Origin of the sequence: Mycoplasma todarodis (assembly GCF_965212735.1) — a bacterium.
In the GTDB taxonomy this organism is placed as follows: Bacteria; Bacillota_I; Bacilli_A; order Mycoplasmatales; family Metamycoplasmataceae; genus Mycoplasma_K; species Mycoplasma_K todarodis_A.
Window position 1 is genome coordinate 253352 of record NZ_CBDBYJ010000001.1, and the last position, 26856, is coordinate 280207.

At 31.4% G+C, this 26856-nt stretch carries 20 protein-coding genes, 2 tRNA genes and 2 riboswitches; all 22 genes read left to right on the plus strand.

What is annotated here, in order from left to right; genetic code table 4:
* The first annotated feature begins 35 nt into the window (after nucleotides 1–35).
* A complete protein-coding gene (locus ACOMC1_RS01205) occupies nucleotides 36–521 on the plus strand; it encodes a PTS sugar transporter subunit IIA (protein WP_420330824.1) in 486 nt (161 codons plus the stop codon).
* A gap of 134 nt (nucleotides 522–655) precedes the next feature.
* Complete coding sequence (eno, locus tag ACOMC1_RS01210) at nucleotides 656–2050, plus strand: phosphopyruvate hydratase (RefSeq protein WP_420330825.1); 1395 nt, start codon at nucleotides 656–658, stop codon at nucleotides 2048–2050.
* Between the two features lie 81 nt (nucleotides 2051–2131).
* Entirely contained in the window at nucleotides 2132–2848 is a 717-nt protein-coding gene (locus tag ACOMC1_RS01215) for a hypothetical protein (RefSeq protein ID WP_420330826.1), read from the plus strand.
* The gene (gene nagA, locus ACOMC1_RS01220; protein ID WP_420330827.1) at nucleotides 2820–3923 is read left to right on the plus strand and encodes an N-acetylglucosamine-6-phosphate deacetylase; all 1104 of its coding nucleotides are present in this window, start codon (nucleotides 2820–2822) and stop codon (nucleotides 3921–3923) included. The genes ACOMC1_RS01215 and nagA overlap by 29 nt, the downstream gene beginning before the upstream one ends.
* Before the next feature lie 95 nt (nucleotides 3924–4018).
* The gene (gene nagB / locus ACOMC1_RS01225; protein WP_420330828.1) at nucleotides 4019–4735 is read left to right on the plus strand and encodes a glucosamine-6-phosphate deaminase; all 717 of its coding nucleotides are present in this window, start codon (nucleotides 4019–4021) and stop codon (nucleotides 4733–4735) included.
* A gap of 197 nt (nucleotides 4736–4932) precedes the next feature.
* Nucleotides 4933–5184: a hypothetical protein gene (locus ACOMC1_RS01230; protein ID WP_420330829.1), complete on the plus strand. Its 252-nt coding sequence runs from the start codon at nucleotides 4933–4935 to the stop codon at nucleotides 5182–5184.
* Nucleotides 5184–6914: a PTS transporter subunit EIIC gene (locus ACOMC1_RS01235; protein ID WP_420330830.1), complete on the plus strand. Its 1731-nt coding sequence runs from the start codon at nucleotides 5184–5186 to the stop codon at nucleotides 6912–6914. Before ACOMC1_RS01230 ends, ACOMC1_RS01235 begins: the two co-directional genes overlap by 1 nt.
* A gap of 274 nt (nucleotides 6915–7188) precedes the next feature.
* Nucleotides 7189–8328 (plus strand): methionine adenosyltransferase, encoded by a 1140-nt coding sequence (metK, locus tag ACOMC1_RS01240; RefSeq protein ID WP_420330831.1) that lies wholly within the window; start codon nucleotides 7189–7191, stop codon nucleotides 8326–8328.
* 159 nt (nucleotides 8329–8487) lie between these two features.
* Nucleotides 8488–9936, plus strand: coding sequence for an APC family permease (locus ACOMC1_RS01245; protein WP_420330832.1), 1449 nt, complete (start codon nucleotides 8488–8490; stop codon nucleotides 9934–9936).
* Nucleotides 9937–9981: 45 nt separating this feature from the next.
* Nucleotides 9982–10977, plus strand: a complete 996-nt coding sequence (locus tag ACOMC1_RS01250; protein WP_420330833.1) for a hypothetical protein — start codon at nucleotides 9982–9984, stop codon at nucleotides 10975–10977.
* 155 nt (nucleotides 10978–11132) lie between these two features.
* Nucleotides 11133–11909, plus strand: a complete 777-nt coding sequence (locus tag ACOMC1_RS01255; RefSeq protein ID WP_420330834.1) for a tRNA1(Val) (adenine(37)-N6)-methyltransferase — start codon at nucleotides 11133–11135, stop codon at nucleotides 11907–11909.
* Nucleotides 11899–13434 (plus strand): methionine--tRNA ligase, encoded by a 1536-nt coding sequence (metG, locus tag ACOMC1_RS01260; protein WP_420330835.1) that lies wholly within the window; start codon nucleotides 11899–11901, stop codon nucleotides 13432–13434. Before ACOMC1_RS01255 ends, metG begins: the two co-directional genes overlap by 11 nt.
* Nucleotides 13435–13497: 63 nt before the next feature.
* A tRNA-Leu gene (locus ACOMC1_RS01265) sits at nucleotides 13498–13584 on the plus strand.
* Nucleotides 13585–13587: 3 nt separating this feature from the next.
* Nucleotides 13588–13663 (plus strand) — tRNA-Lys (locus tag ACOMC1_RS01270).
* 157 nt (nucleotides 13664–13820) lie between these two features.
* On the plus strand, nucleotides 13821–15494 hold the full coding sequence (locus ACOMC1_RS01275) for an excinuclease ABC subunit UvrC (protein ID WP_420330836.1): 1674 nt from the start codon (nucleotides 13821–13823) through the stop codon (nucleotides 15492–15494).
* Nucleotides 15495–15582: 88 nt separating this feature from the next.
* Nucleotides 15583–17544: an excinuclease ABC subunit UvrB gene (gene uvrB / locus ACOMC1_RS01280; RefSeq protein WP_420330837.1), complete on the plus strand. Its 1962-nt coding sequence runs from the start codon at nucleotides 15583–15585 to the stop codon at nucleotides 17542–17544.
* Between the two features lies 1 nt (nucleotide 17545).
* Nucleotides 17546–20380 carry an excinuclease ABC subunit UvrA gene (uvrA, locus tag ACOMC1_RS01285; protein ID WP_420330838.1) on the plus strand — a complete coding sequence of 945 codons (2835 nt, stop codon included), beginning with the start codon at nucleotides 17546–17548 and terminating at the stop codon, nucleotides 20378–20380.
* A gap of 23 nt (nucleotides 20381–20403) precedes the next feature.
* The gene (locus ACOMC1_RS01290; protein WP_420330839.1) at nucleotides 20404–20859 is read left to right on the plus strand and encodes an MAG3450 family membrane protein; all 456 of its coding nucleotides are present in this window, start codon (nucleotides 20404–20406) and stop codon (nucleotides 20857–20859) included.
* Between the two features lie 42 nt (nucleotides 20860–20901).
* Nucleotides 20902–21063: riboswitch (Lysine riboswitch) on the plus strand.
* Nucleotides 21064–21141: 78 nt separating this feature from the next.
* The gene (locus ACOMC1_RS01295) at nucleotides 21142–22629 is read left to right on the plus strand and encodes an APC family permease (RefSeq protein WP_420330840.1); all 1488 of its coding nucleotides are present in this window, start codon (nucleotides 21142–21144) and stop codon (nucleotides 22627–22629) included.
* Between the two features lie 131 nt (nucleotides 22630–22760).
* A complete protein-coding gene (locus tag ACOMC1_RS01300) occupies nucleotides 22761–23504 on the plus strand; it encodes a DUF2188 domain-containing protein (RefSeq protein ID WP_420330841.1) in 744 nt (247 codons plus the stop codon).
* A 50-nt stretch (nucleotides 23505–23554) separates the two neighbouring features.
* A riboswitch (FMN riboswitch) is annotated at nucleotides 23555–23665 on the plus strand.
* 39 nt (nucleotides 23666–23704) lie between these two features.
* Nucleotides 23705–24391 carry an MPN527 family putative ECF transporter permease subunit gene (locus ACOMC1_RS01305; RefSeq protein WP_420330842.1) on the plus strand — a complete coding sequence of 229 codons (687 nt, stop codon included), beginning with the start codon at nucleotides 23705–23707 and terminating at the stop codon, nucleotides 24389–24391.
* Between the two features lie 113 nt (nucleotides 24392–24504).
* A complete protein-coding gene (gene lon, locus ACOMC1_RS01310; RefSeq protein ID WP_420330843.1) occupies nucleotides 24505–26808 on the plus strand; it encodes an endopeptidase La in 2304 nt (767 codons plus the stop codon).
* The last annotated feature ends 48 nt before the right edge of the window (nucleotides 26809–26856 follow it).

The following is a 26856-nucleotide window of genomic DNA, read 5'->3' on the forward strand; positions in this document are numbered from 1 at the left end:
GCTATAAAATATAATATATAAATAAGGAGAATTACATGGGACTATTTTCAAGATTCGCTAAGTCAAAAGATTCTGGCGCAATTAACTCACCAGTAAAAGGTAAAGCAAAAACACTTAAATCACTAAAAGATGGTGTATTTTCAGAAAAAATGATGGGAGACGGTGTTGTAGTATCACCAGCAGAAGGTAAATTCTACGCTCCAATTTCAGGAACACTTACAACAGTTTTCCCAACAGGACACGCTTACGGAATTACAGATAAAAATGGAGTTTCAGTTCTTGTTCACATCGGACTTGATACTGTTAACTTAAAAGGTGAAGGATTCACACCAGCTGTTAAACAAGGACAAAAAGTTAAACAAGGGGATCTATTAGTAGAAGTTGATTTAGACTTCGTTGCTAAAAATGCTCCAACAACAGATACAGTTATCGTTGTTACACCAGAAACAAAAGGTGAAACTTCAATCCTTCTAAACAAAGGTGCTGTTACAACAGAATCAAAATTAATTGAAGTTAAGTAATTAATACGAAAAATAGAACATAGGGTCTATTTTTTATTACCATTTTTTTAAACTTTGGAGTATAATTTTAGTGCATATATTTATGCATAGTACTATATATAAACAAACAAAATATATTTAAATAAGGAGACTTTATGTCAGCAATTTCAAACATTCACGCAAGAGAAGTTCTTGATTCACGTGGAAACCCAACAGTTCAAGTTGAAGTTACAACAGAACTAGGAGGATACGGATCAGCAATGGTTCCTTCAGGAGCATCAACAGGTGTTCTAGAAGCTCTAGAACTAAGAGATGGTGCAGCCAAAGGTGCATCAGCAGCTCTTAAAAAAGCATGATTCGGTGGAAAAGGTGTTATGACTGCCGTTAACAACGTTAACAAAACAATCGCACCAAAATTATTAGGTATCGAAGTTACAGAACAAAGACTAATCGATATGACAATGATCAAATTAGATGGAACAAAAAACAAATCAAAATTAGGAGCTAACGCTATCCTAGGAGTATCACTTGCAGTTCTTAAAGCAGCAGCAGATGAACTTGATTTACCTCTATACAAATACATCGGTGGAACAAACGCTAGAAAACTTCCAGTACCAATGTTAAACGTTATCAATGGTGGAGAGCACGCTACAAACACAATTGATTTCCAAGAATTTATGATTATGCCAGTTGGAGCTAAAACTTTCAAAGAAGCTCTACAAATGGCTAACCATACATTCCACACACTAGCTAAACTATTACACGAAGCTGGACACGGAACACAAGTTGGTGACGAAGGTGGATTCGCTCCAAACCTTAAATCACACGAAGAAGCTCTTGACTTCCTAGTTAAAGCTATCGAAACAGCTGGATTTAAAGCAGCTACAAAAGGTAAAGGTGCTATTGCTATCGCTATGGACCCTGCTTCATCAGAACTATACGATGAAAAAACAGGTATCTACACATTCGGTAAACTTAAAGCAGCTATCGAAGCTGGTAAAGAAGGATTTACTTCTGCAGCAGTTAAGAAAACAAAAGTTACATTTACAACAGATGAAATGGTTACTTACCTAGGTAAACTAGTTAAAAAATACCCAATCATCTCAATTGAAGATGGTCTAGCAGAAACTGACTGAGATGGATTCCAAAAATTCACTTCAAAACTAGGTTCAAAAATCCAATCAATGGGTGACGATCTATACGTTACAAATGCCTCAATTCTTAAAAAAGGTATCAAAAACGAATCATCAAACTCAATTCTTATTAAACTAAACCAAATTGGTTCAGTATCAGAAACAATGGATACAATTGAAATGGCTCATAAAGCTGGATTTACATGTGTAGTTTCACACCGTTCAGGTGAAACAGAAGACACAACAATTGCTGACTTAGCAGTTGGTCTAAACACAGGTCAAATCAAAACAGGTTCAATGTCACGTTCAGATAGAATTTCTAAATACAACAGACTACTTGCTATCGAAGAGCAATTAGGTGTTACAGCTGAATTTGATGGAGAAAAAACTTTCCACAACCTAAAAAGAAACGTTTAATTCTTTAATTATTAAACAATAATGCAATAAACAATGAAACCACCTTTTTCCGGGTGGTTTTTTCTATATAATTTAAGTACTATGTTTAAAAGAAAATACAACATTGCTTTAGCTCCTTTAGTGTGAGCAAAATATCGTTCGATGATTAATGCTGAAAACATCGAAGAATTATCATACTTTAAAATAAAAAAGATTTTTAAAAATGAAGACTTAGAAGCAAAGGAATGATATATCCACAGAATTGTTTCACAATGATTTGAAAACCAACAAAATAATTTATCTAGAGAAACAATGGATAAATTAAAAAAGATAATAAAGAAAACTAAAATGAGTTTGAATGAATTGGAAAAACACGAAATTCTTAAAATTGAAGAAAGAATATTTTCTACAGAAAGAACTTTGAAAATTCTAGATACTTATCATGAATTGGATTCTAATGAGGATGTAGTTGCAAGATTTAATGTCTCATACCTCTACACTTTAGAAAAGGAAGAGATTACTTTAAGACTTTCTAAGAAAAAACAATTTTGAACAGAAGAAGAAGTTGTTAGAGAAAGATATTCAGGTTCTCTCCTAATTTCCAATAAAAGATTTATAATTGAATTAAATAAAAAAACAAAAGAAATAAGATTTGAAGATATTGAAGAATATTGACACAAGGATTATGGGTTCCAATTCAAAAAAGAAGACGAAATTTTTGTACTAAGAACACATGATCAAGTTACGCTCAACAATACAATTGATCTTATATTCAGAAAGAAGGCAAAAGATGTTATTAAAAAACGTAAAAATAGTTAATCATAATTCTACAATTGAAAATGCAGATATTGAAATTGAAAATGGATTAATAAAAAATATTGTAGAAAAAGAAGGGAAAGCAGAACAAATTGTTGTTCCAGGTTTCATTAATACTCACGTTCATGGATGTATGGGTGATGATGCAATGGATTCACAAGAAGCTGTAGAAAGAATTTCTGCTAACTTAGTTAAGTTTGGTACAACAACATATCTTTCAACACTTATGACTGCAGAAGTTGAAACAATCATTGAATCATTCAAATTTAACGCTGCTGCAAAAAGTAAGGGTGCAAAAATCGCTGGTTTCCATATTGAAGGTCCATGAATCTCTATGGAGAAAAAAGGAGCTCACAGGCCAGAATGTTTACATGCTCCAACTGTTGAAGAATTAAAAGCATACCAAGATGCTGCACAAGGTGGAATTAAGAAGATTACTTATGCTCCAGAAGTATGTCCTGAAGGATTTACGGAAGAAATGATTAAATTAGGTATCATGCCTACTATTGGTCATACAAATGCTACATTTGAACAAACAATGAAAGCTATTGAAGCTGGTGGACATACATGTACACACTTATGAAATGCAATGTCAGGTGTTGCCAACAGAAATCCTGGTGCTGTAGAAGCAATTATTTACAATGATAAAAATATGCCTGAATTAATTGCTGATCTAGTTCACGTTGATGAAGCAACCGTAAGATTCACTATTAAATCAGTTGGTGTAGATAGAGTTGTTCTTGTTACTGATGCTATTAGACCCGCAGGTCTTCCAGATGGTGAATCAATGTCTGGTGGTATTCCAATCGTCAAAGAGGGTGCCGTTATTAAACTAAAAGGAACAGATACAATTGCTGGTTCTGCATCTACAATGCACTACCAATTCATGAATCTTGTTAACATGGGTTATGAATTAGAGGATATTGTTAAGATGTCATCATATAATGCTGCAGTTAATTTAGGTTGAGAAAAAGAAATAGGACAAATTAAACCAGGACATAAAGCTGATATCGTTGTAATGAATATTGATTCATTTGATATTGAGTCAGTATATGTTGATGGTGAAAATAAATTATAAAAACGCATGGCGTTTTTTTATTTTTCTTTTCTTGTAATTTCTTTAATAAAAATAACTTATAATATAAAAGATTATTGTATATATAAGGAGAAAAAATGAAAATAGAAATAGTAAAAGACCATGCTGCAATGTCAGCAAGGGCTGCTGAAATCATTGCAAACAAAGTAAATGAAAATAAAAATGCAGTTTTAGGTTTAGCAACAGGTGGAACACCTGAAGTAACATATAAATTATTAGTTGAAAAAAACTTAGATTGATCTTCAATCTCAACATTCAACTTAGATGAATATTCAAACATTGAAGGAACACATGAAATGTCTTACAGATTTTACATGAACAAAAATTTATTTGATCACGTAAACATCAATAAAGAAAATACACACGTACCTTCAGGTATGGCAGATGCTTCAATCGAAGGTCCAAGATATGATGAAGCAATTAAAAATGCTGGTGGAATTGACTTACAATTATTAGGACTAGGACAAAACGCTCACATCGGTTTCAATGAACCAGGTTCATTAGAAAATGGTGGAACAGCTGAAGTTGCTCTTACAGAATCAACAATTAATGCAAATGCAAGATACTTCAACTCAGCAGCTGACGTTCCTCAAACAGCGATCTCAATGGGTATCGGTTCAATTATGAAAGCGAAAGAAATTCTTCTTATTGCTTCAGGTGAATCAAAAGCTCAAGCTGTTAAAGACTTAATCGAAGGTAAAGTAACAACTGAAGTTCCTGCTTCATTCTTACAAAAACATGCTAATGCAACTATCTTAATCGATGAAGCTGCAGCTAAGTTATTAAGTAAATAATTACACAAAATGAAAATAAAAAGAAAACACCAAAAAAAGTGGTGTTTTCTTTTTATGTGAAAAATACAATATGTCCCTAAAGAGTGGTGTTTAAAGAGAAATAGCAAAAAAATAAAATAAATTAATGTTGTATATACAAGAAGAAATTGTGTATAATTAATTTGTCTATTTTAAAAAAAGACATATTCGGAGGAAAAATGAAAAAGATGAAATCAATCATTTCTAACATGACTGTTAATGATTGAATACAAGTGGCACTTTGATTTCTTACACTAATCATGTTATTTGTATTCGTTATTGTTGCGGCCGTTGGGAAAGAACACCCTGGTTCTCTAAGTAAAGACTCTAATGCCATTACTGGATTATTATTTGTTATTTCTTTATGCTCAGCATTATTAACAACAGTTTTTGTTAAATTTTTTGAAAAAAGAAAGAAGGGTGATAAATAATGGCAAGTATCGCACTTAATAAAAAGAAAAAGGCTACAAAAACAAAGCCTCAAAAAAGAAAAGGAAAAGTATTACCATATCTACAAAGGATAGGTAAATCACTATTATTCCCAATTGCCATGCTACCATTCGCAGCTATTATGCTACGTGTTGGTGTAGAAGTTAACCCAGCAGCTTCAGAATTCTCAAGAATTGTGAACATGATTATGACTTCAATTGGTAACGCAGTATTCAATAACCTACACATTATATTTGCTGTAGGTATTGCATTCGGATTATCAAAAGACTCTCGTGGTGAAGCAGCCATGGTCGGTCTTGTAATAATGATTCTTTTGATGTCATTAATGGCTTCAAATGGAACATTTGGTAAACATGACTTAGTAAACCTAATTTATGGTAAAGTTGACTTCGGTCAAGATGCACTTAAAGATGCACAAGGTAATGTTACATATGCAAAAGGGTTCCATACTCTATTTGCTACAACAGATGCTAACGGAAAAATTATTAAAGATGCATATGATGCAATTCTTGCAAATAACGTTCTAAATGGTATTTTTGTTGGTATTATCGTTTCTGTTGTTTACAACAAATTTAACGGTATTGAATTACCATCAGTTCTTGGATTCTTCTCAGGTAGAAGATTAATCCCAGTTCTAGGATTTATCTTTGGTATTCTTGCAATCATGGTTTGAGCAATTATCTTCCCATGAGTTGGATTTGTAATTTTCAAATTCTCAGATGTATTAATGGATGGAGCAAAAAATAGATGATCAAATGCCGCTATTATGGGTGTTTACGGATTTATTAACCGTCTATTAATTCCATTTGGACTACACCACATTCCAAATACACTATTCTGATTTACAATGGGATCACACGCAAATGCAGTTGCAGGAGCACCAGCAGTTCACGGAGATATCTTTATCTTCCTAAACGGTGCTGCTAAAGGAAATACAGCCGGAACATTCCAATCAGGATTCTTCCCAATTATGATGTTCGGTCTTCCAGCATTAGCTATTGCCTTCTGATTTAATGCAGATGGTGATGTACAGAAAAAACGTGTTGCTTCACTATTATTCGGTTCAGCAATCGTTTCATTCTTTACAGGAATCACAGAACCAATTGAATTCTCATTCATGTTTATGGCTCCAATGCTATACGGAATGCACGCAGTTCTAACAGGTGTATTCGGATTCATCACAGGACTATTCGGTATCCAATTAGGATTCGGATTCTCAGCTGGTCTAATCGATTACGCATTATCAATTCCTAAATCAATGGAAATAATCAAAGAAAACAAAACAGGTATTGATGCCGTTATGGCCAACCCTGCATGATTATTCCTTATTGGTGGAGTTGCAGCAGCTACTTACTTCTTTGGAGCAACATTACTTATTAAGAAATTTAATGTTTCAGCACCAGGTAGAGGTGAAAATAAAATTGCTGCAGACGATGCAGAAGACATGGGACCTATTGCAGAAGGTGATACAAAATACACTAAAGATGCAAAAGCAATCCTTGAAGGTGTTGGTGGATCAGAAAACATTGAACAACTTGAATGATGTGCAACTCGTTTAAGATTCACACTTAAAGATGCTTCTCTAATCAACGATGCTCAAGTCAAAAAAACTATGGCTATGGGTACAATCAAAATTGGGGGTAATGGTTACCAAGTAATCATCGGTCCTAAAGTTGAAATGATGGGTGAAGAAATTAAAAAACACATGTAATAAATAATATTACTTAAAAAATCACTCTTAGGGGTGGTTTTTTATTTCGAATAATGACAATATATTAAAAAAATAGAAAAATCGCTTAAACAACCTAAAAAGTTGTTATACTAATAAAGACAAATAAATACATTGAGAGTCACTTAGCTTAGCAGCGTAGGTGAGCCAACCCTACAAAGTTTGTAGAAGGTGGATAGCAAGGTCGAAAGACAACATGTAAATTATATTCTTTATAATAACTCCCTCTCTTTGTAATAAGAAAAGGAGTTTTATTATGTTAAAAAAATTATTTACATCAGAATCAGTAGGAGCGGGACACCCAGATAAAATTTGTGACCAAATTTCAGACGCTGTTCTTGATGAATGCTTAAGACAAGATCCAGAATCTAGAGTTGCTTGTGAAGTTATGGCTTCAAACAGACTTATTATTATTGGTGGAGAGATTACAACAAAGGCATATGTTGATATTATTCAAGCTGCATGAGGTGTTCTTTCAAAATTAGGTTATAGCGAGAATGACTTTACAGTTATTTCTAATGTTAATTCACAATCACCTGACATCAATCAAGGTGTTGATAGAGAAGAGGGAGCAATCGGTGCTGGAGATCAAGGGATTATGTTTGGTTATGCCACAAATGAAACACCAGAATTAATGCCACTTCCTATAACTCTTGCTCACGCATTAGTTAGAAAAGCTGAAACAATGCGTTTAAACGATGAATTTAAATGAGCTGGTTCAGACATGAAAGCGCAAGTAACTATTGATTACACTAACCAAAAACCTATAATAGACACTATATTAATGTCTGTACAACACTCTGAAGATTATGATCAAGAGATGTTCCATACATTTATTATTGAAAACATTATGAAAGAAGTTGCAAGACAATATAAATTAAATGAAGACTTTAAAACACTAGTTAATCCAACAGGTAAATTCGTTATTGGTGGTCCAATTGGAGATACTGGATTAACAGGAAGAAAAATAATTGTTGATACATATGGCGGAATGGGTCGTCATGGTGGTGGAGCATTCTCAGGTAAGGATTACACAAAAGTTGACCGTTCTGCTGCTTATGCTGCTAGATGAGTTGCTAAAAACATTGTTGCAGCTAAATTAGCTGATAAAGCTGAAATTCAACTTTCATACGCAATAGGTGTTGAACAACCAGTTTCATTATCATTAGATACATTTGGAACAGAAAAAGTTGATAAAGATAAAATCTTAGAAGCGGTTCAAAAAGTATTTGATTTATCACCAAGAGGAATCATCGAAAGCTTAAAATTAAAAACTCCAATTTATAGCAAAACTTCTGCATTTGGACACTTCGGAAGAACTGATTACGAATTCGAATGAGAAAAAACTAACAAAATTAATGAATTGACAAAGTATTTTAATGGTATAAATATTTAAGTATGAATAAAACTTTAAAATTAACAACATTCTATTTTTGAAACTAATTACAGGGCAACCTGTAACGTTTCATTATAGGTTGTTGTAATTATTAAACTAATCACAAACACAACCTATGAAGGGTTGTGTTTTTATTAAAGATAAAAGAAAGGAGAAATTATGTCTATAAAACAAGGGAAAAAACTTGGCTTTTTCACATCTTTAACAATGCTGATTGGTACCGTAGTTGGTATTGGTATATTCTTCAAGAATCATTCCGTGAAAGCCGCTACTCATGGAGATGGTGTTTCTTGATTGTTAGCTTGAATCATTGGTGGTATCATAGCTGCTGCAACAGCTATTTCGTTTTCAGAAATAGGAACAATGAAATTAAAAACAAAAACAACCGGATTACCTGGTTGATCAGAAAAACTTTTTGGGAAGAAATTTGGGAAGTTTACAGAATTTAATTTCTCATTTTTCTACTGAGGTTCATTAATTTCAGTTTTAGGATTTTTCGGCTCTGAAATGTTAATTGCAATGTTTGGGCAAATGGGAGTTGTAAATTCAATACCAATTTACGGACATGTTTTAATTGGGTTAAGTTTTACAATAACATTCCTTTCTATTAATTTTATTAGTATTAAAGCATCTGGTATTTTCCAACAAATAGCAACTATACTAAAATTCATTCCATTAGTTTTTGCGTTTATCGTGGGTATTGTACTACCAATGACAAACAATATCGGTGGAGAGAATATGTTCCATGCAAATAGATTTACTTTCCAAGGATTGATCGTTGCATTACCGTCTGTATTATTTGCATATGATGCATTTATGAGTGTTACAACTTTAACAAATAAAGTAGAAGATGGAGAAAGAAAAGTTCCTACTATTGTATTGGTTGGAATGATCTTGGTGATAATTTTATATACATTAATTTCAATCTCTTCAATAATTCATAATTCAGGAAGTATACAAGAATTAATTCAAAACGTTTTACCGAAAAGTTCAATCAAACCAATAGGGGTAATAATCTTTGGTTTCATTGTTATTTCAACATGAGGTGTTGTTAATGGTGTTTCAGCTGCTATGGTTTCTGTTTTTGAAGAAAACACTGTTAATGATACTTTCTTCGGTATGAGTAAACTTAAAGAATCTAGGGTTCCAAATAAATTCATTCCAGTTATATTTATTGCTTTAACCATCTCATTCTGAACAATGGTTATTGGGATACCTTCAATTGTAATAAATAAAGATTATTTATTTAATGGATTCTCAAACTTCCCAACATTATTCTTCTTCATAATATACGGAATGATAATTTTAAAATATACTATTAAAAGAAAAGAATTCAATACCAAGAAAATCAATAAATATGTTTACTTTATAGCTGCATGAATTGCAATTATAGGTATTTCAATTGTTGTGGGATATTTATTGGTGGAGCATTTCATTATAAATACAATAATGCATCCAAAAGAATTCTCTTCATGAGCGATTCAAATAACAGAATTCATTATATTCCTTGTAGAGTTATTTATATTCATAACTTTCCCTATGTTTAATTCATTACTTAAAAAGTATGAAAACAGAAAAAAAGTTTCAAAAACAGTGGAACAAGAATAATACAAAAAGGACCTAACGGTCTTTTTTCTTTTATAATATTAGCATATGCAAATAAACTCAACTTACACACCAAATATTTCCTTCAAAGAAACACTAAAAGCCATCTCATTTATTAACGAATCAATTATTGATTACTTTAAAAATAAATACTCAATAACCAAAATAGAATTACCAGCATTTTTCCGTAAAGATTCTGATTTACTTCTACCTATTGATAACATTACTAGAAAAATAAAATTTGATTTTGGTGATTCATATGATATCGCCACTTTCCCACTTCACTATGCAAACTGAAGAAGGCTTATGTTGAAAAAAATAGAAGCTGAAGAAGGTGAAGTAATTCAAACTGAAGGGTTTACAGTTTGACGTGATGAAGAAGTTAATAATGTTAACTCTTTAGTTCGTGATGAATTAACATTTTCAATAGTTTTAAAGGATGAAGTTGATAAGAAAAAAGTTCTTGCTGAAATCACCAAAGAAATTACAGTTCTTTTTGAAAATATAAGTTTAAAATTGGAAGAGTTATTCAAGGTTAAATCAAAAACTCCAAAATATTGACCAACAATAGAAACTCAATTATTGGAAAATGAAATGCCAAGATTAAACGCAGGTCAAAAAGAAAAAGAAATACTTTCAGAATACTCAGGTTTTATATTGAATCAACCAGGTATAAAAACATTGCAAGGTAAAGTACATAGACAAAAACCTCCACAGGTTTATGACCTATATTATCAGAATACAATAATAATGAATGATAGAGTTAACTTTTTACCAATTCACGTTGCTGACGTATCTATTTATGCAAATGGAGTAACATTGAGCGATCAATTAAATATGTTTGCTTTAGAAGAACATTTAGAAAGTAGTTTTTACAAAAGCATTATAGATGGGGAACATAAAGAAGCGATTGAAATCAAATTCCACAAATCACAACTTTACATGGCCTTATTAGGTAAGGGACACATTGGGGAAGTACAAGCAAACGTTGAAACTCTTAAGGTTCGTAAATCAGCATTAAAAGATAAGATACATTTCATGTAAATTGAGTATAATATATTAAATAATAGCAAGACGATAATTTTGGGGGTTATGAGCCAAATAGTCAAAAGGGTTTCTCACCATACGAGTTAAGAGTTCTTTTAGGAGTGGTACGTTGACCTTCTAATGGGACTTTTTTATTTTATAAGGAGGTAAATATGGAGAAAGTAGTTAAAAATTCATTGGGTTACGATTCTGATCTATATGTCTATCAAAACAAAAGTATGTTTAACTATTCAGTTGATACGATTCTATTAGGTAATTTTGTTTCTATGACGGCACAAGTTAAAAGAATTCTAGAAATTGGAACGAATAATGGTGCATTATCAATTTTCATGTCAGCACGTTCAGAAAAAATTAAAATCGATGCTTTGGAAATACAAGAAAAAGCATTGAAGTTAGCTGATAAGAATGTTAAGTTGAATAAGAAAGAAGAACAAATAAATTTAATTCATGGTGATTTCAATGATTTCTATTTAGATCATGCTAAAAACCAAAGAAAAAAATATGATGCGATTGTATGTAATCCACCTTTCTATAAAGTTGACGCTTCTTTAAAAAATAAAGGATCAAAAGAAAAAATGATTGCTACTCACGAACTGAAATTAACGTTGGAAGATGTTATTAAAGGGTCGGCTAAAATCATTAATCAAAAAGGATACTTGGCTATAGTTGAACCAACAGAAAGATTGGTTGATATTGTGACCTTGATGAGAAAATACGGATTCGAACCAAAGAGGATACAAATGATACATCCTAGGGAAGATCAGAAATCAAACCTTGTACTTGTTGAGGGAAGATTTAGAGTAGGGTGAGGAACACACCACTTACCAAACATTTACCTACATACATTAAACAAAGATGAACATGCATATAGGGATGAAGTTAAAAAACTTTATAAACCAATTAAATCAGGAGGCAGAAATGCAAAATAAAAAAACATTTTATATTACAACACCAATATATTACCCATCAGGAAAATTACACATTGGTCACGCTTATACAACTACACTTGCTTGAACAATAAGAAATTACAAAACATTACGTGGTTATGATGCCAAGTTATTAACTGGTGCTGATGAGCATGGACAAAAAATTCAACAAAAAGCACAAGAAGCAAATATCTCTGAATTAGAATACGTAAATGGAATGACTGAGTTATTCAAAAATCTATGAAATGAATTAGGAATTGACTATGATTATTATTCAAGAACAACAAGACCTTCACACGAAGCTTCAGTTCAAAAGATATTCTCTGAATTATTAAGTAATGATGTTATTTATAAAGGTTCATACAAAGGTTTATATTCAGTTCAAGATGAAGAATTCTTTACTGTAACACAAGCAGAAGAAAAAGATGGTGAATATTACCACCCAACATCTGGACATAAACTTGAAGAAGTGGAAGAAGAATCATATTTCTTAAGAATGTCAAAATTTGCGGATTGATTAGATGAAGAATTCAATAAAGTTAATTTCGTTAGACCAGATAAAATCATAAAAGAACTTAGAGAAAACTTCTTGAAAAAAGGTTTAGAAGATTTATCAATAACAAGAACTTCATTTACGTGAGGTGTTCCTGTAACGGAAGATCCAAAACACGTGGTATATGTATGACTAGATGCTCTTACTAACTACATCAATACTTTAGGTTATAAAACAGAAGATGATGCAGATTATCAAAAGTATTGAGTTAATGGTGATGAGAAAGTTCATTTAGTTGGTAAAGAGATTACTCGTTTCCACTGTATTTATTGACCAATTATACTTAAAGCTTTAAATCTACCTCAACCAACAACCATTCTTTCTCATGGATGAATCATTACACCAGAAGGAAAAATGTCTAAATCAAAAGGAAATGTAATTGATCCTATTGAATTAATTGAAGAATTTGGTGCTGAAACATTAAAATATTTCTTTGCATCACAAATATCAATGGGTCAAGATGGTGTATTTGATAAAGAGATGTTGAAAAATACATACAACTCAGCATTAGCAAATAATTATGGTAACTTACTTTCAAGAACAATCGCAATGACACTTCAATCATTTGATAAACCAATTCAATTTACAGAAACAGAAAATGAATTTGATAAAGAAATAATGGAAGAAATTATTTCTTCAAAAGAGAAATATACAAAACATTTTGATGACTTCTCAATTAATAAAGCTTTTGAAGTGGCGACAAAACTTTCAAAAGCCTTAAATGGTTACATCGATAAAACACAACCTTGAACTTTAAAAGAAGATAAAGAAAGATTAGCACAAGTATTGAATATATTATTAAATGGTATTTATGCTGTTACAACTTATCTTTCAGTAGTTATCCCAAATAAAACAGCGTTAGCTATGGAGCAATTACAAGTTAAAAACTTATCATTAGATGAAATAACTAACTTCAAAAAATTCGATAAAATAATGGTTAAAAAAGGTGAAGTTCTATTCCAAAGAATAAAATAATAACAAAATAGCAACAAATGCTATTTTTTTTGATAAAATAATAAAGCAACAAAGTAAACACCTGCCCAGGTGGCGAAATTGGTAGACGCAGGGGACTTAAAATCCCCCGGTAGCAATACTGTGCTGGTTCAAGTCCAGTCCCGGGCACCATACGCGCCCTTAGCTCAGTTGGTAGAGCAAATGGCTTTTAACCATTGGGTCAGAAGTTCGAATCTTCTAGGGCGTACCATATCATCCTTACGGATGTTTTTTTTACCAAAATAAAAGATAAAAGAAATAAGCACCAGAATAATGTGGTGTTTATTTCTTTTAATAAACAACGAAAGGGGTTGTTTGTTTGTAGCGGCTAATACCCATATATAAGCTAAACAATATATAATTTTAATATGACAAACTGAAACATTGAAGATATACCAAAGAAACCAGGAGTTTACCTTTATAAAGATAAACTAGATAAAGTAATTTACGTAGGTAAAGCAAAGAATCTTAAAGTAAGAATTAATCAATACAAAAAAGGTTCTATCAATTCATTTAAAACACACAAAATGATTCAAGAAGCTGAATCATATGATTTGATAATAACTGAAAATGAAAAAGAAGCATTAATCTTAGAAAGAAATTTAATTAAAGAACATGCACCTTATTTCAATATTCAATTTATTGATGACAAAAGATATCCATATATAAAAGTTAAACTTGGAAAAAATCTTAAAATTACTATGGTTAGAAGAATTTTGAAAGATAACGCTTTCTATTTTGGTCCGTTGCCAGTTGGATCTAAGTCAAGACAATTGCTAAAAACATTACAAAGAGAAGCATTGTATGAAAGTGGATTGCCAATTACAGATACATCTAAAGAATTTTGAGAAGAAAAATATAGCAAAGTAAGAAAAATTCTTTCTGCAGATAACAATTTTTATAAAAGAGAATTATCAAATAAGATGTTTGCTGCTGCGGAAAAAGAAATGTTTGAAATTGCTCAAGAATATAAAGAATCTTTAGAAGCTTTAAATATCTTTGATCAAAAACAAGTTGTTCAATTAGATAATGACAAAGATATAGATGTTGTTGGTGTTTCCCAACAAGATGATTTCTTATTTGTTTCAATAATGTTTTATAGAAATGGTTCATTACTTTCTATGACAAACGAAGTTCTCGAAATAATTAATGATCCAGCGGAAACAATACGTCAATTTATTACAAGTTATTACAACAACAACTTAATACCTAAAGAACTTATATTGGATGAAGCTTACAACAATGATTTTTACCATTCATTTAAGCCTATTTACCCTGAAAAAGGTAAATATAAAGAAATGTTAAAAATTGCCGTTATGAATGCCGATAACAACAAAGAACAAAAACTTAGAAAACACAAAAGGCAAGTGGAATTAACTTCTGGAGCAATTGAAAAACTTGGTTATTTATTAAATATCGAAAAACCATGACATATATTAATGATTGACAACTCAAATACAGCTAATCAAAATCCTGTTTCTGCAATTGTTTCTTATAAAAATGGTGTAAAACAAAAGTCAGAATACAAAAGGTACAATTTAGAGACTTTATCAAGAAAAGCTGATGTTGAATATATGAGACAAACAACAACAAGATACTTTTCTAAAAAAGAAAACCCAATTCCAAATCTATTTATCGTTGATGGTGGTAAAGCACAAGTTAATGAAGTAAAAGAAGTGGTTGAAAAACTAGGTGTTGACTTAAAAATTATCGGTCTTGTTAAAAATGATAAACACATCACAAGAAGTTTAATAAACTTACAAGGAGAAGAAGTTCAAATAAATGACTCAACCTTATTAAACTTTTTAAGATCTATGCAAGCAGAAGTGGATAGATTTGCAAAAGTGCAACATAGGAGTAGAGGACTAAAAGGAACACTAGAAGGTTCGTTGGAAACTATACCTGGTGTAGGACCAAAAACACTACAAAGATTATTGAAAGTTTTTGAGACATATGCAAATATTTACAACGCATCTCAAGAAGAGTTGGAAAAAGTTGTTTCATCAACAATAGCTCAAAATATCAAGAAAAAGATGAAATAACTATTTTTTTATACTGAAAGTGCTAATAATGGAGTAGAATTACATAATAGTTAACATAATTTAACTAATTTAAAAAAAGGGGGTCATAATGGCTTTAAAATTAGAATCAGAATATTCACCAGCAGGTGATCAAGGAAAAGCAATTAAACGTTTAGTGGCCGGCCTTAATAATGGTGATGATTCACAAGTTTTACTTGGGGTTACTGGATCTGGTAAAACATTTACAATTGCAAATGTTTTAGCACAAGTTAATAGACCAGCAATAATTCTTTCGCATAACAAAACATTAGCAGCTCAACTTTATTCAGAAGTAAAGACATTCTTCCCTGAAAACAAGGTAGAATATTTTGTTTCACACTTCGATTACTATCGTCCAGAAGCGTATAAACCTGGAACAGATACATATATCGATAAAACATCTAAATCAAACTGAGACTTAGACATGATGAGAATGGCAACTCTTAATTCATTATTAAGTGATAGAGGAACAATCGTTGTTGCTTCTGTCGCTTCTATTTATGGTGCTTTAAATCCTCAAGAATATAAAGAAATGTTTTACGTAATCACAACAGGTGACGTTGTCCCTAGAAAAGATTTACTTAGAAATCTTGTTGCAAGGAATTACAAAAGAAATAATGTTGAATTAAGACCTGGTAACTTTAGAGCAAAGGGTGATGTTATAGAAATTGCTCCAGGATGAACAGATGAATACATTATAAGATTAGATATATTTGGTGATGAAATTGAAGAAATAGCATATGTTGATTCACTTTCAGGAAAAGTTAATAAAGTTGTAAATAGAGTTCTTTTATTTCCAGCTGATTCATATACAACAAGGCAAGAAACTGTTAAAGAGGCTACTGTAAAAATTAGAGCTGAATTAAAAGTTAGACTTAAAGAGTTAGAAGAAGAAAATAAACTATTAGAAGCACAAAGATTATCTGAAAGAGTTCTTCAAGATTTAGAACATTTAGAAGAATTTGGGGTTTGTCCAGGGATTGAAAACTATTCATTATATATGGATGGTCGTGAGTATGGTCAAACACCATATACAATTTTTGATTACATACCAAAAGATACAATTATAGTTATTGATGAATCGCATATGATGATACCTCAAGTTAAAGGTATGTTTAAAGCTGACCGTTCAAGAAAAGCAACATTAATCGATTATGGATTTAGATTGCCATCAGCAATGGAAAACAGACCGTTAAACTTTGAAGAGTTTGAAAGTCTACCTCATCAAAAGATTTATGTTTCAGCAACACCTAATGAATATGAAATAGACAAAGCTGAAGGTGTTGTTGTTGAACAAATCATTAGACCTACAGGATTATTGGATCCAATTATTGAAGTTGTTCCTAAAGAAGGTCAAATTGAAGATATGTATGACAGAATAAAAGGTCAAATTAAAAATAATGAAAGAACATTTGTTCTTACTACAACAATTAGAATGGCTGAAGAATTAACACGTTATTTCCAAGAAAAAGGAATTAAAACAGCATACATCCACAACGAACTGAAAACATTTGAAAGAGCTGAAGTTCTTCGTAAACTTCGTAAAGGTATTTATGAAGTTGTTGTTGGTATTAACTTGCTAAGAGAGGGTATTGATATCCCTGAGGTTTCATTAATACTTGTTATTGATGCTGATATTGAATCATTTATGCGTACTTCAAAATCATTGATTCAAATTGCAGGGCGTGCAGCCAGAAACTCTAATGGTAAAGTAATATTCTATGCTAATAAAATATCGAATTCAATGGAAATTGCAATTGATGAAACAAGAAGACGTCGTCAAATCCAAGATGAATATAATAAAGAACATGGAATCACCCCAACAACTATTATCAAAGAGATTGCAGATCCTCTAAATGATAATGAGATTACAGGAGCTGTTGATCTTTACAACAAAAAAGGAAATAACGAAAAAGCTAAAAAAGAAATCATTAACGATCTTCGTGATCAAATGTTGAAAGCTTCAAAATCATTAGAATTTGAAAAAGCGGCAAGATTAAGAGATTTAATAATAGAAATGCAGGAGGAGTAATATGGATATAAAAACAATAAAAATTAAAGGCGCAAAAGAAAATAACCTAAATAATGTAGATATTGAATTACCAAAAAACAAATTAATCGTTTTTACTGGTGTATCCGGTTCAGGAAAATCATCTCTTGCTTTTAATACAATTTATGAAGAAGGAAGAAGAAGATATGTTGATTCACTATCATCATACGCTAGACAATTCTTGGGTGGTACAAAGAAACCTGATGTTGAATCAATTGAAGGGCTTTCACCAGCCATTTCAATAGAACAAAAAACAACACACAATAATCCAAGATCAACTGTTGGTACTGTAACCGAAATTTATGATTATCTTCGTCTTTTATATGCAAGAATTGGAACACCTTACTGTCCTAGACATAAGAAACCAATTTCAGCACAAAGAACTCAAGACATAATCAATACAATCTTTAAATATAAAGAAGGTTCAAAACTTGTTATTCTTTCTCCGGTTGTTCAAAAAGAAAAAGGAACACATATGAATCTATTAGAATCACTTAGATCTGATGGTTTCATTCGTGTTGAAGTTGATGGGAAAATCATGAGGTTAGATGACGATATTGAATTATCAAAAACTAAACAACACTCAATTTCTATCGTTGTTGACCGTATTACTTTAGATGAAGAAAATCGTTCTAGAGTTTCTGATGCGGTTGAAGTTGCATTAGAACATGCAAAAGGATTAATTGAAATTACAGTTGATGGTGGAGAAAAAATTTCATTTTCAAGAAACTTCTCATGTCCAGAAGGTGATTTCGATATGCCATTGATTGAACCAAGATTATTTTCTTTTAACTCACCAGCAGGTATGTGTGAATCTTGTAAAGGTATTGGTATCAAATTAAAAGTCGATAAAAGATTATTGATTCCAGATAAGAAAAGAGCTATTTCTGAAGGTGGGATTGCTTACTTTGCAAACTTAGTTGGTTCAGAGAACTTAGAATGACAAAAATTCAATATCTTATTAGAGCATTACAATATTAATGCTGATATTCCTATTGAAAACCTTGAAAAAGAAGAAATGAAAATACTTCTTGAAGGTTCTACAGAACCTATTGAATATACAATAACTTCAAAGAATGGTAATGAATACAAAAAGAATGAATACATTGAAGGTGTTGCAACATTAATTGAAAGAAGATATATTGAAACGAAATCAGAACAAATTAGAAAATGATACAAATCATATATGACTGATGTTAAATGTGAAGCATGTAAGGGTTCGCGTTTAAACAAATTTGCTTTATCTATGAAAATAGATGACATGACAATTTATGATTTTACAAAACTACCAATTGATCAATCATTTGATAAGATTACAAATCTTTCATTAAATGAAGAACAACAACAAGTTTCTGAAATGATTGTAAATGAACTTTATGAAAGACTTTCATTCCTATTAAATGTAGGTCTAACATATATTTCTCTTGATAGGAAAGCTGAAACTCTTTCTGGTGGTGAATCTCAACGTATTAGATTAGCAACACAAATTGGTTCTAATTTAACAGGTGTTTTATATGTTCTTGATGAGCCTTCTATTGGTTTACATCAAGTGGATAATGATAAATTAATTAAAACACTAAGAAAAATGGTTGAAATAGGAAACACTTTAATTGTTGTAGAACATGATGAAGAAACAATTAAAGCAGCAGATTATTTAGTGGACATTGGGCCACTTGCAGGCGATCAAGGTGGTAATGTAGTCGCCGTTGGTACTCCTGAAGAAGTTGCTAAAGTTAAAGAATCAATTACTGGACAATTCTTATCTGGTGAACAAAAGATAGAAGTACCTTCTTTTAGGCGTTCAGGTAATGGTCAAGTTATTGAATTAAAAGGTGTTAAAGAAAACAACTTGAAAAATATTGATGTTAAATTCCCACTAGGAAAACTTATTGCAGTAACTGGTGTATCTGGTTCAGGTAAATCAACATTAGTTAATGAAGTTCTTGCGAAAGCAATTGAACAAAAAATTAAAGATCCTTTAATTGTTCCTGGTAAATATAAAAGTATGACTGGAAATGGTAATATTGATAAAGTTATTAAGATTTCTCAATCACCTATCGGTAGAACTCCACGTTCTAACCCAGCAACATATACTTCATTATTTGACGACATTAGAGAATTATATTCAATGGCGCCAGAATCAAAAGCTAGAGGATATACAAAAAGTAGATTCTCATTCAACGTAGATGGTGGGCGTTGTGATAAATGTAAGGGTGATGGTTCTATTAAAATAGAAATGCACTTCTTACCAGATGTTTACATCGAGTGTAATCACTGTGCTGGTCAAAGATTCAACAGAGAAACACTTGAAGTTAAATTCAAAGGTAAAAACATTTCTGATGTTCTTAATATGCGTGTATCTGAAGCTTATAGATTTTTCGAATCATTCGTTAAAATCAGAACTAAACTGGGTGCTTTAATGGATGTTGGACTTAATTACATAACTCTTGGTCAAAACGCAACAACACTTTCTGGTGGAGAAGCGCAAAGAATTAAACTTGCAACATTCTTACAAAAAAGATCAACAGGTAAAACATTATTTATTCTTGATGAACCAACAACAGGTCTACATGCATATGATGTTAGACACTTATTAAAGGTCTTGAATAGAATAACTGATAACGGAGATACTGTATTGATGATTGAACATAACTTAGATGTTATTAAAACAGCTGACTATGTTATCGACCTAGGACCTGGTGGTGGAGTTAATGGTGGTACTATAATCGCCAAAGGAACTCCAGAACAAGTCGCTAGAAACGAAAGATCTGAAACAGGTAAATACCTTAAAAAATTATTAGAAAAAGAAGCTAAGTAGGCTTCTTTTGTTATTATTATTACATGAGTAAAAAACCATTAACAAAAAGAGAATCAAAAAACCCAGTTAAAAATCCTGAAATTATGGAAAAAAGAACAGGTTCTTGAACACAAGCATTAGTGACATTAGTTTTTATATTAATACCAGCTATTGTTATGTGAATATTCCTTTCTAAAGATTTTAATGCAAAACAAGTTTTAACTACTGGAGAATTATGAGCGGTAGCAATTGGATTTGTTAGTTACGCATTATTAATAACGCTATTTTTAATGTGAATACAATTGATATGAATTGATACAATGAACTTCACATTGCCTGTTGCAATGGTGTTGATGTCAATACTACTTTCACAGGATGTCGTGATATGAGGTAGAGCATTGATTGTTATTTCATTAATATTTACAGCTCTGCCAGTAAATATGTTTACGATAAGATACATTGAACGTAGGGTTGATAAAAATAGAAAAGCTAAAAAATAAGTTCAATTTCTTATTTTTTTTATAGTAAAATATATTTATTAGAAATAACAGTGAGGCGCTTGAAGCATCAGTAATTCATGGAGAAGGAATTCAACGAAATGAATGAAAGGGTTAAAGCCGAATGTGTGTATAGTCATATACATATCATGCAATCTTAAGAAATACTTATTTTTGTCCGTAGAATTACGAGGAGCACTTTACTTAATCCGCTATAAAAGCGGGTTAGGTTAAAGTCCTCTTAATAGTGGACTTTTATTTTACTAAATTAAACAAGGAGAGAAAATGGCTACAAAAACAAAAAATAACGCTAAAAAAATAGGTTTCTTATCAGTTATTATCACAGTAATCGGTTCAGCAATTGGTGCGGGTATATTTTTTAAGAATAACTCTATTTTAAATAATACACACGGTAATATGGGGCTTGCTATTTCTTCGTGAGCCGTTGCAGCTATAGGGATACTCGCAATTGGTTTAGCTTTAATCGAAGTGGCATCAACACAAGAAAAAGATAAAGGTATTTTAGGTTGAGCGCAAAAGTTCACAAAAATATCCGTATTCAAATGATCTAAAGGATACATGTTATTGTTATTTTTCCCAATTACATTTGTAACCATTCCTTTATATGCAGTGATGGCATTGCAAGATGCAACCGGATGAACTATGGATTGATGAGCTGTTACATTAATAGCATTTGCTATATTCTTATGAATTTCATTAATTTCATTTTGAAATTTAAAGGCAAGTACAAAACTTCAATGAGTATTTACAATTTTAAAATTCCTTCCTATTATTTTAATACCAATATTGGGATTTGTAAATGTGGAACACAATCACCCCACTGCTGATGCACCAGTGAGAGGTTTAACTGGATTATCTCCTTATTTAGGTGTTGTAGCATCTGTTCCAGCAATCTTCTTTGCATACGATGGATTTTACACCGTATCTTCTATTAAAGAAGAAATGGCAAAACCAAAACTATTACCATTGGCATTGGCAATTGGTGTTGGTGCTATCACTTCGATGTATTTATTAATTACATCAGGTGTATTGGTTGGTTCTCAACATGGTGGAGCAAATGTTTTTGATAATAAAACATTTAAAGTAATAATGAACTCTTGTATATTTATGGCCGTGCTTGGAATTGTTAATGGTTTTGCAATGGGTTCTTACAATGTATATGATGACTACATTGAAGAAGATGATTTTATATTTTCGAATTATTTCAAAAAATGAAAAACCAAAGATATAAAAGTAACTAAAAAATTAACATTAAGAGGATTCACTCCTGGTTTCATAATCTTAGTTCTTTTAACAATTGTGTTCTTTGTAATTTCTGCGGTAGTTGGTTCTTATGCATACAAAACAACTCCTAACTATGAAAGTTATGGTTCTAAAGAGATAGCTTCTTTATATAACTTTGTTGATTTACTAACAAACTGATCTTCACTATTGGTGTTTGGTGTAATTGTGCTTTCAATAGTTGGAGCACTTATAAATAGGAAAACAAATAAGATTAAGGTTGAAAAATCAAAACTATTCATCCCTTCAGCAATCATTGCAATCATCTTCACTGCAATACCGGTTATTTATATGTTGGTTGCATCTATTGTTGATATGACGGGATTCAATGATGCTGACAAAGTATCATCCATAACTACATTTTGTGTACTAATAGGTACATTAACATTGTCATTTATTCCTTGAATAATCGAGGTAATATGTTCCAAAGTTAAAACTAAAAAAGAGTTATCCAAAGCACAAGTTGAATAATCAATAAACCATTTTTACAAAAAATACTCACAATAGAGTATTTTTTGCTGTTTTTTTGATAAAATATTATTGCATTCACTTAACAAGTAAGTGATAATTTAAAAGAAACAAAGCAAAACTAAGGAGACATTATGTCAGTAAAATACGTTACAAGAAGAGCGGAAGATAAAAAATGATGTGTTAAAAACGCTAAAGCTTCAAAAGCAACAAGAGTTTTCTCTACACAAAAAGAAGCAATCCAATATGCAGCTTCATTAAAATCAACAACTTCAATTATGGTTCAATCAAAAGAAGGTAAATTCAGAAAAGTATCTACTTGAGATGGAGTAAAAAAACATAAAGAAGAAGAGAAAAAACCAGCAACTAAAAAACCAGTAGCTAAAAAAGCAACACCAGCTAAAAAAGCAACACCAACTAAAAAAACAGCGACTAAAAAAGCAACACCAGCTAAAAAAGTTGCACCAGTTAAAACAAGACCAGTTAAACCAGTTAATGAAGAAGAGCAAGAAGCACAAATCGCAACAAAAGAAAGAGTTATTCAAGAACTAAAAGCACAAAATGATGCTTTAGATAAACAACTTAAAAAAGATGCTGAAGCAAAAGAAAACGCAAAAGCAGAACAAGCCGCTAAAAAAGAAACTGCTAAAGAAGAAAAAGCAGTTGCTAAAGAAGAAAAAGCAGTTGCCAAAGAAGAAAAAGCTGCTGCTAAAGAAGAAAAAGCAGTTGCTAAAAAAGAAGGAAAAAAATCAAACAAAGTTATGTTAGCTTTAGGTATTTTATTCTTTATCGCAGTTATAGCTGTTGCAGTATTATTCGTAGCTGACTGAAAAGAATGATCATGAGCACTCTTTGATGTTATTAAGAAAAATAATTAAATAATAATATGTCTTGTGGCATATTTTTTATTTTCTAATATAATTTACTTGAGTCTTTTTGGGAACAGTGAAATTCTGTACCGGCGGTAAAGTCCGCGAGCGAAAGCTGAGTTGGTTAAATTCCAACACCGATGGTAAAGTCCAGATGGGAAAAAAGAAATTTTTAACAAAAGACTCACTTTATATAAAAGGAGTTTTTTATGAAACCAACCAATTTTTTTCATTGCTCTAAGGGCAGGGGAATTGTTCATAAGGTTGCATTTACTGGTGTGTTCCTTGGTTTGGTATTGCTTTTGCAGTTCCTTTCTAGGTTTATGCCTTTTGCAGACACTTATATCAAATTAAATCTTTCATTATTATTTATTTTGCCGATTTTTTATTACGCAGGACCATTGTGAGGTATTTTAGTTTTAATTTTAAGATTAACATTAGGGCCAGCAATTTCTGGTTTGGGATACACAATACAAGAATTTACAGGTCATTTCATATTATTCATGTGTTCGATGATTACTATTGGATTGATGTATATATTTTCTGGTTTATTCAGCAAAATGAAGTTGCACAACGTTAAAGTTATTTTGATAGTTACTTCCACATTGTTAACTACATCATTAATCCTTACATTCTTAAATCAAGTACTCTTCACACCTTTATTTTGAAGTGCATTTAAGTTTACTGATGGATTTTCACTAAAACAATCTATAAAACTTTATGATAATCCGATTGTAAAAGCCAAATTCTTTATGATTCCTAATTACTGAGCTGGGACATTTGCTACATATCTAGCTGGTAATTTAGTTAAATATGGAATTATATTTATGTGTTATATCCCAATGTCAAAAGTATTGAGATCACACATTACACGCAATAATAAAACTTGAAATTAGATATAAAAGAAAAATAAGAAAAAAACAAACTAAATAAAATTAGCACTCCAAATAAAGAGTGCTAATTTTTCATATAAAAGTGTATAATTAATAAAATAGAAAAAGAGGTTTAAATGAAATATCCAGTTTTAGCCACTAGAGGGATTGCAAACTTCCCTGGGCACAAAAATACTATAGAAATAGGAAGACCAGAATCATTAATCGCCATTAATGAATCAATGATCAAATATGAAAGTCAAATTATCATAGTTTCTCAAAAGTCAGCTATGTTAGATAAGGTATCAACAATCGATGATATATTCACAATGGGTACACTTGCTACTGTTGAAGTTCAAGAAGCGTACGATGGTGGAGGTAAAAGAATTGAAGTTACCGGACTAAGTAGAGTTAAAATATCAGAAATCACAATTGATGATGCAATTTATGCAGAAGTTAAAATGGTTAAAAGTATTTCTGGTGATGAATTAAGAGAACAAGCATTAGTGAGAAAAGTTTCTTCAGAAATAGAAAAGTCACTTGGTAAATTAATCAATATGCCTAAACATGTTCTTCAAGAATTAGCTTCAGGAATATCAGCTGGTGAATTAGCAGATGTTGTTGGACACTATATGCCTCTTACAATAGAAAAGAAAGCTAAAATACTTGCTACAAGAAATATTAATAAGCGTCTTGAAATTGTTATTGAGATTTTAGAAGAAGAAGCGCAAATTATCGAAATTGAAAAAGATTTAGATGTTAATGTTAGGGCTACACTTGATAAACAACAAAGAGAATATCTTTTAAGAGAAAGAATGAAGGCTATTAAAGAGGAGTTAGGAGAAATGACTTCTAAATCTTCAGAAATAGACTCATGAAGAGAAGCTGTTCAAGATAAAAAATATCCAGTTTATGTTAGAGAAAGAGTTTTAGAAGAGGTTGCTAAGTATGAAGCTATGCCACCTATCTCTGCGGAAGCTAATGTTTCAAAAGCATACATTGATTGATTGGTAAAATTACCTTGAGAAACTTATTCTAGTGATTCTTCAGATATTGAAAAAGCACAAGAAGTATTAGATGCAGGACACTATGGTCTTAAAAAAGTTAAAGAACGTATTATTGAGTATTTAGCAGTTAAAGCTAATACAAAATCAAATACAGCCCCAATTATCGCTTTAGTTGGTCCTCCTGGTGTTGGTAAAACTTCTTTAGCTCGTTCAATCGCAGAATCAATTGATCGTGAATTTATAAAAGTATCACTTGGTGGTGTTAGAGATGAAGCGGAAATTAGAGGGCACAGAAGAACTTACGTTGGTTCAATGCCTGGTAAACTAATTCAAGCAATTAATAAAGCTAAAACTTCTAACCCTGTTATTCTTTTAGATGAAATTGATAAAATGGCATCAGATTACAAAGGTGATCCTACTTCAGCAATGCTAGAAGTTCTTGATCCAGAACAAAATGCTAAATTCCAAGATCACTACTTAGAACTTGAATATGACTTATCAAAAGTTATGTTTATAGCAACAGCTAACTATTATGAAAATATTCCTGCACCTCTACTTGATCGTGTAGAAATAATTGATCTTTCATCATACACAATGAAAGAAAAAGTTATGATTGCTAAAAGTCATTTAATACCAAAAGTCATTAAAGAAAATGGTCTAACAAAATCACAATTTAAAATGAGTGATTCAATAATTGAAAAAGTTGCAAAACACTACACATTAGAAGCTGGTGTTCGTGGATTAAAGCGTGCATTCGATAAATTAGCTCGTAAAATCGTTGTTAAAAAGATTAAGGGTGAAATCAAAGGTACATATACAATAACTGAACCTAAGATGATTGAATTATTAGGACAAAAAAGTTTTGTTGATGATAAAAAAGAAAAGAAACCAATTATCGGTCAAGTTACAGGTCTGGCATATACACAATATGGTGGAACAACACTTCCAGTTGAGGTAACTACATTCCCTGGTAAAGGTGAATTAAGACTTACAGGTCAACTGAAAGATGTGATGATGGAATCAGCAGCAATTGCATTAGCATTTGTAAAATCAAATACTAAAAAATTCGGAATTGATTTTGATTTTGAAAAGAATAGTATTCACGTACACGTTCCAGAAGGTGCAGTTCCTAAAGATGGACCTTCTGCAGGTGTAACATTCACTACTGCACTAATATCTGCACTTTCAAAACGTGGTATTTCACCTGATTGAGCTATGACTGGTGAAATCACATTGAGAGGTAAAGTTCTTGCAATCGGTGGATTAAAAGAAAAATCATTAGCAGCTGTTAGAATGGGAGTTAAAGAAATATTCATTCCTAAAGCAAATGAAAAAGATATTGCTGAACTACCAAAAGAATCAAAAGACAAACTTAAGATTCATCCAGTAAGTGATTATTCACAAATTTACAAAGTGTTATTCGCTAAAAAATAAAACAAAAACGCTTTTTGCGTTTTTTATTTTGCCTAAAAGATATAAAAG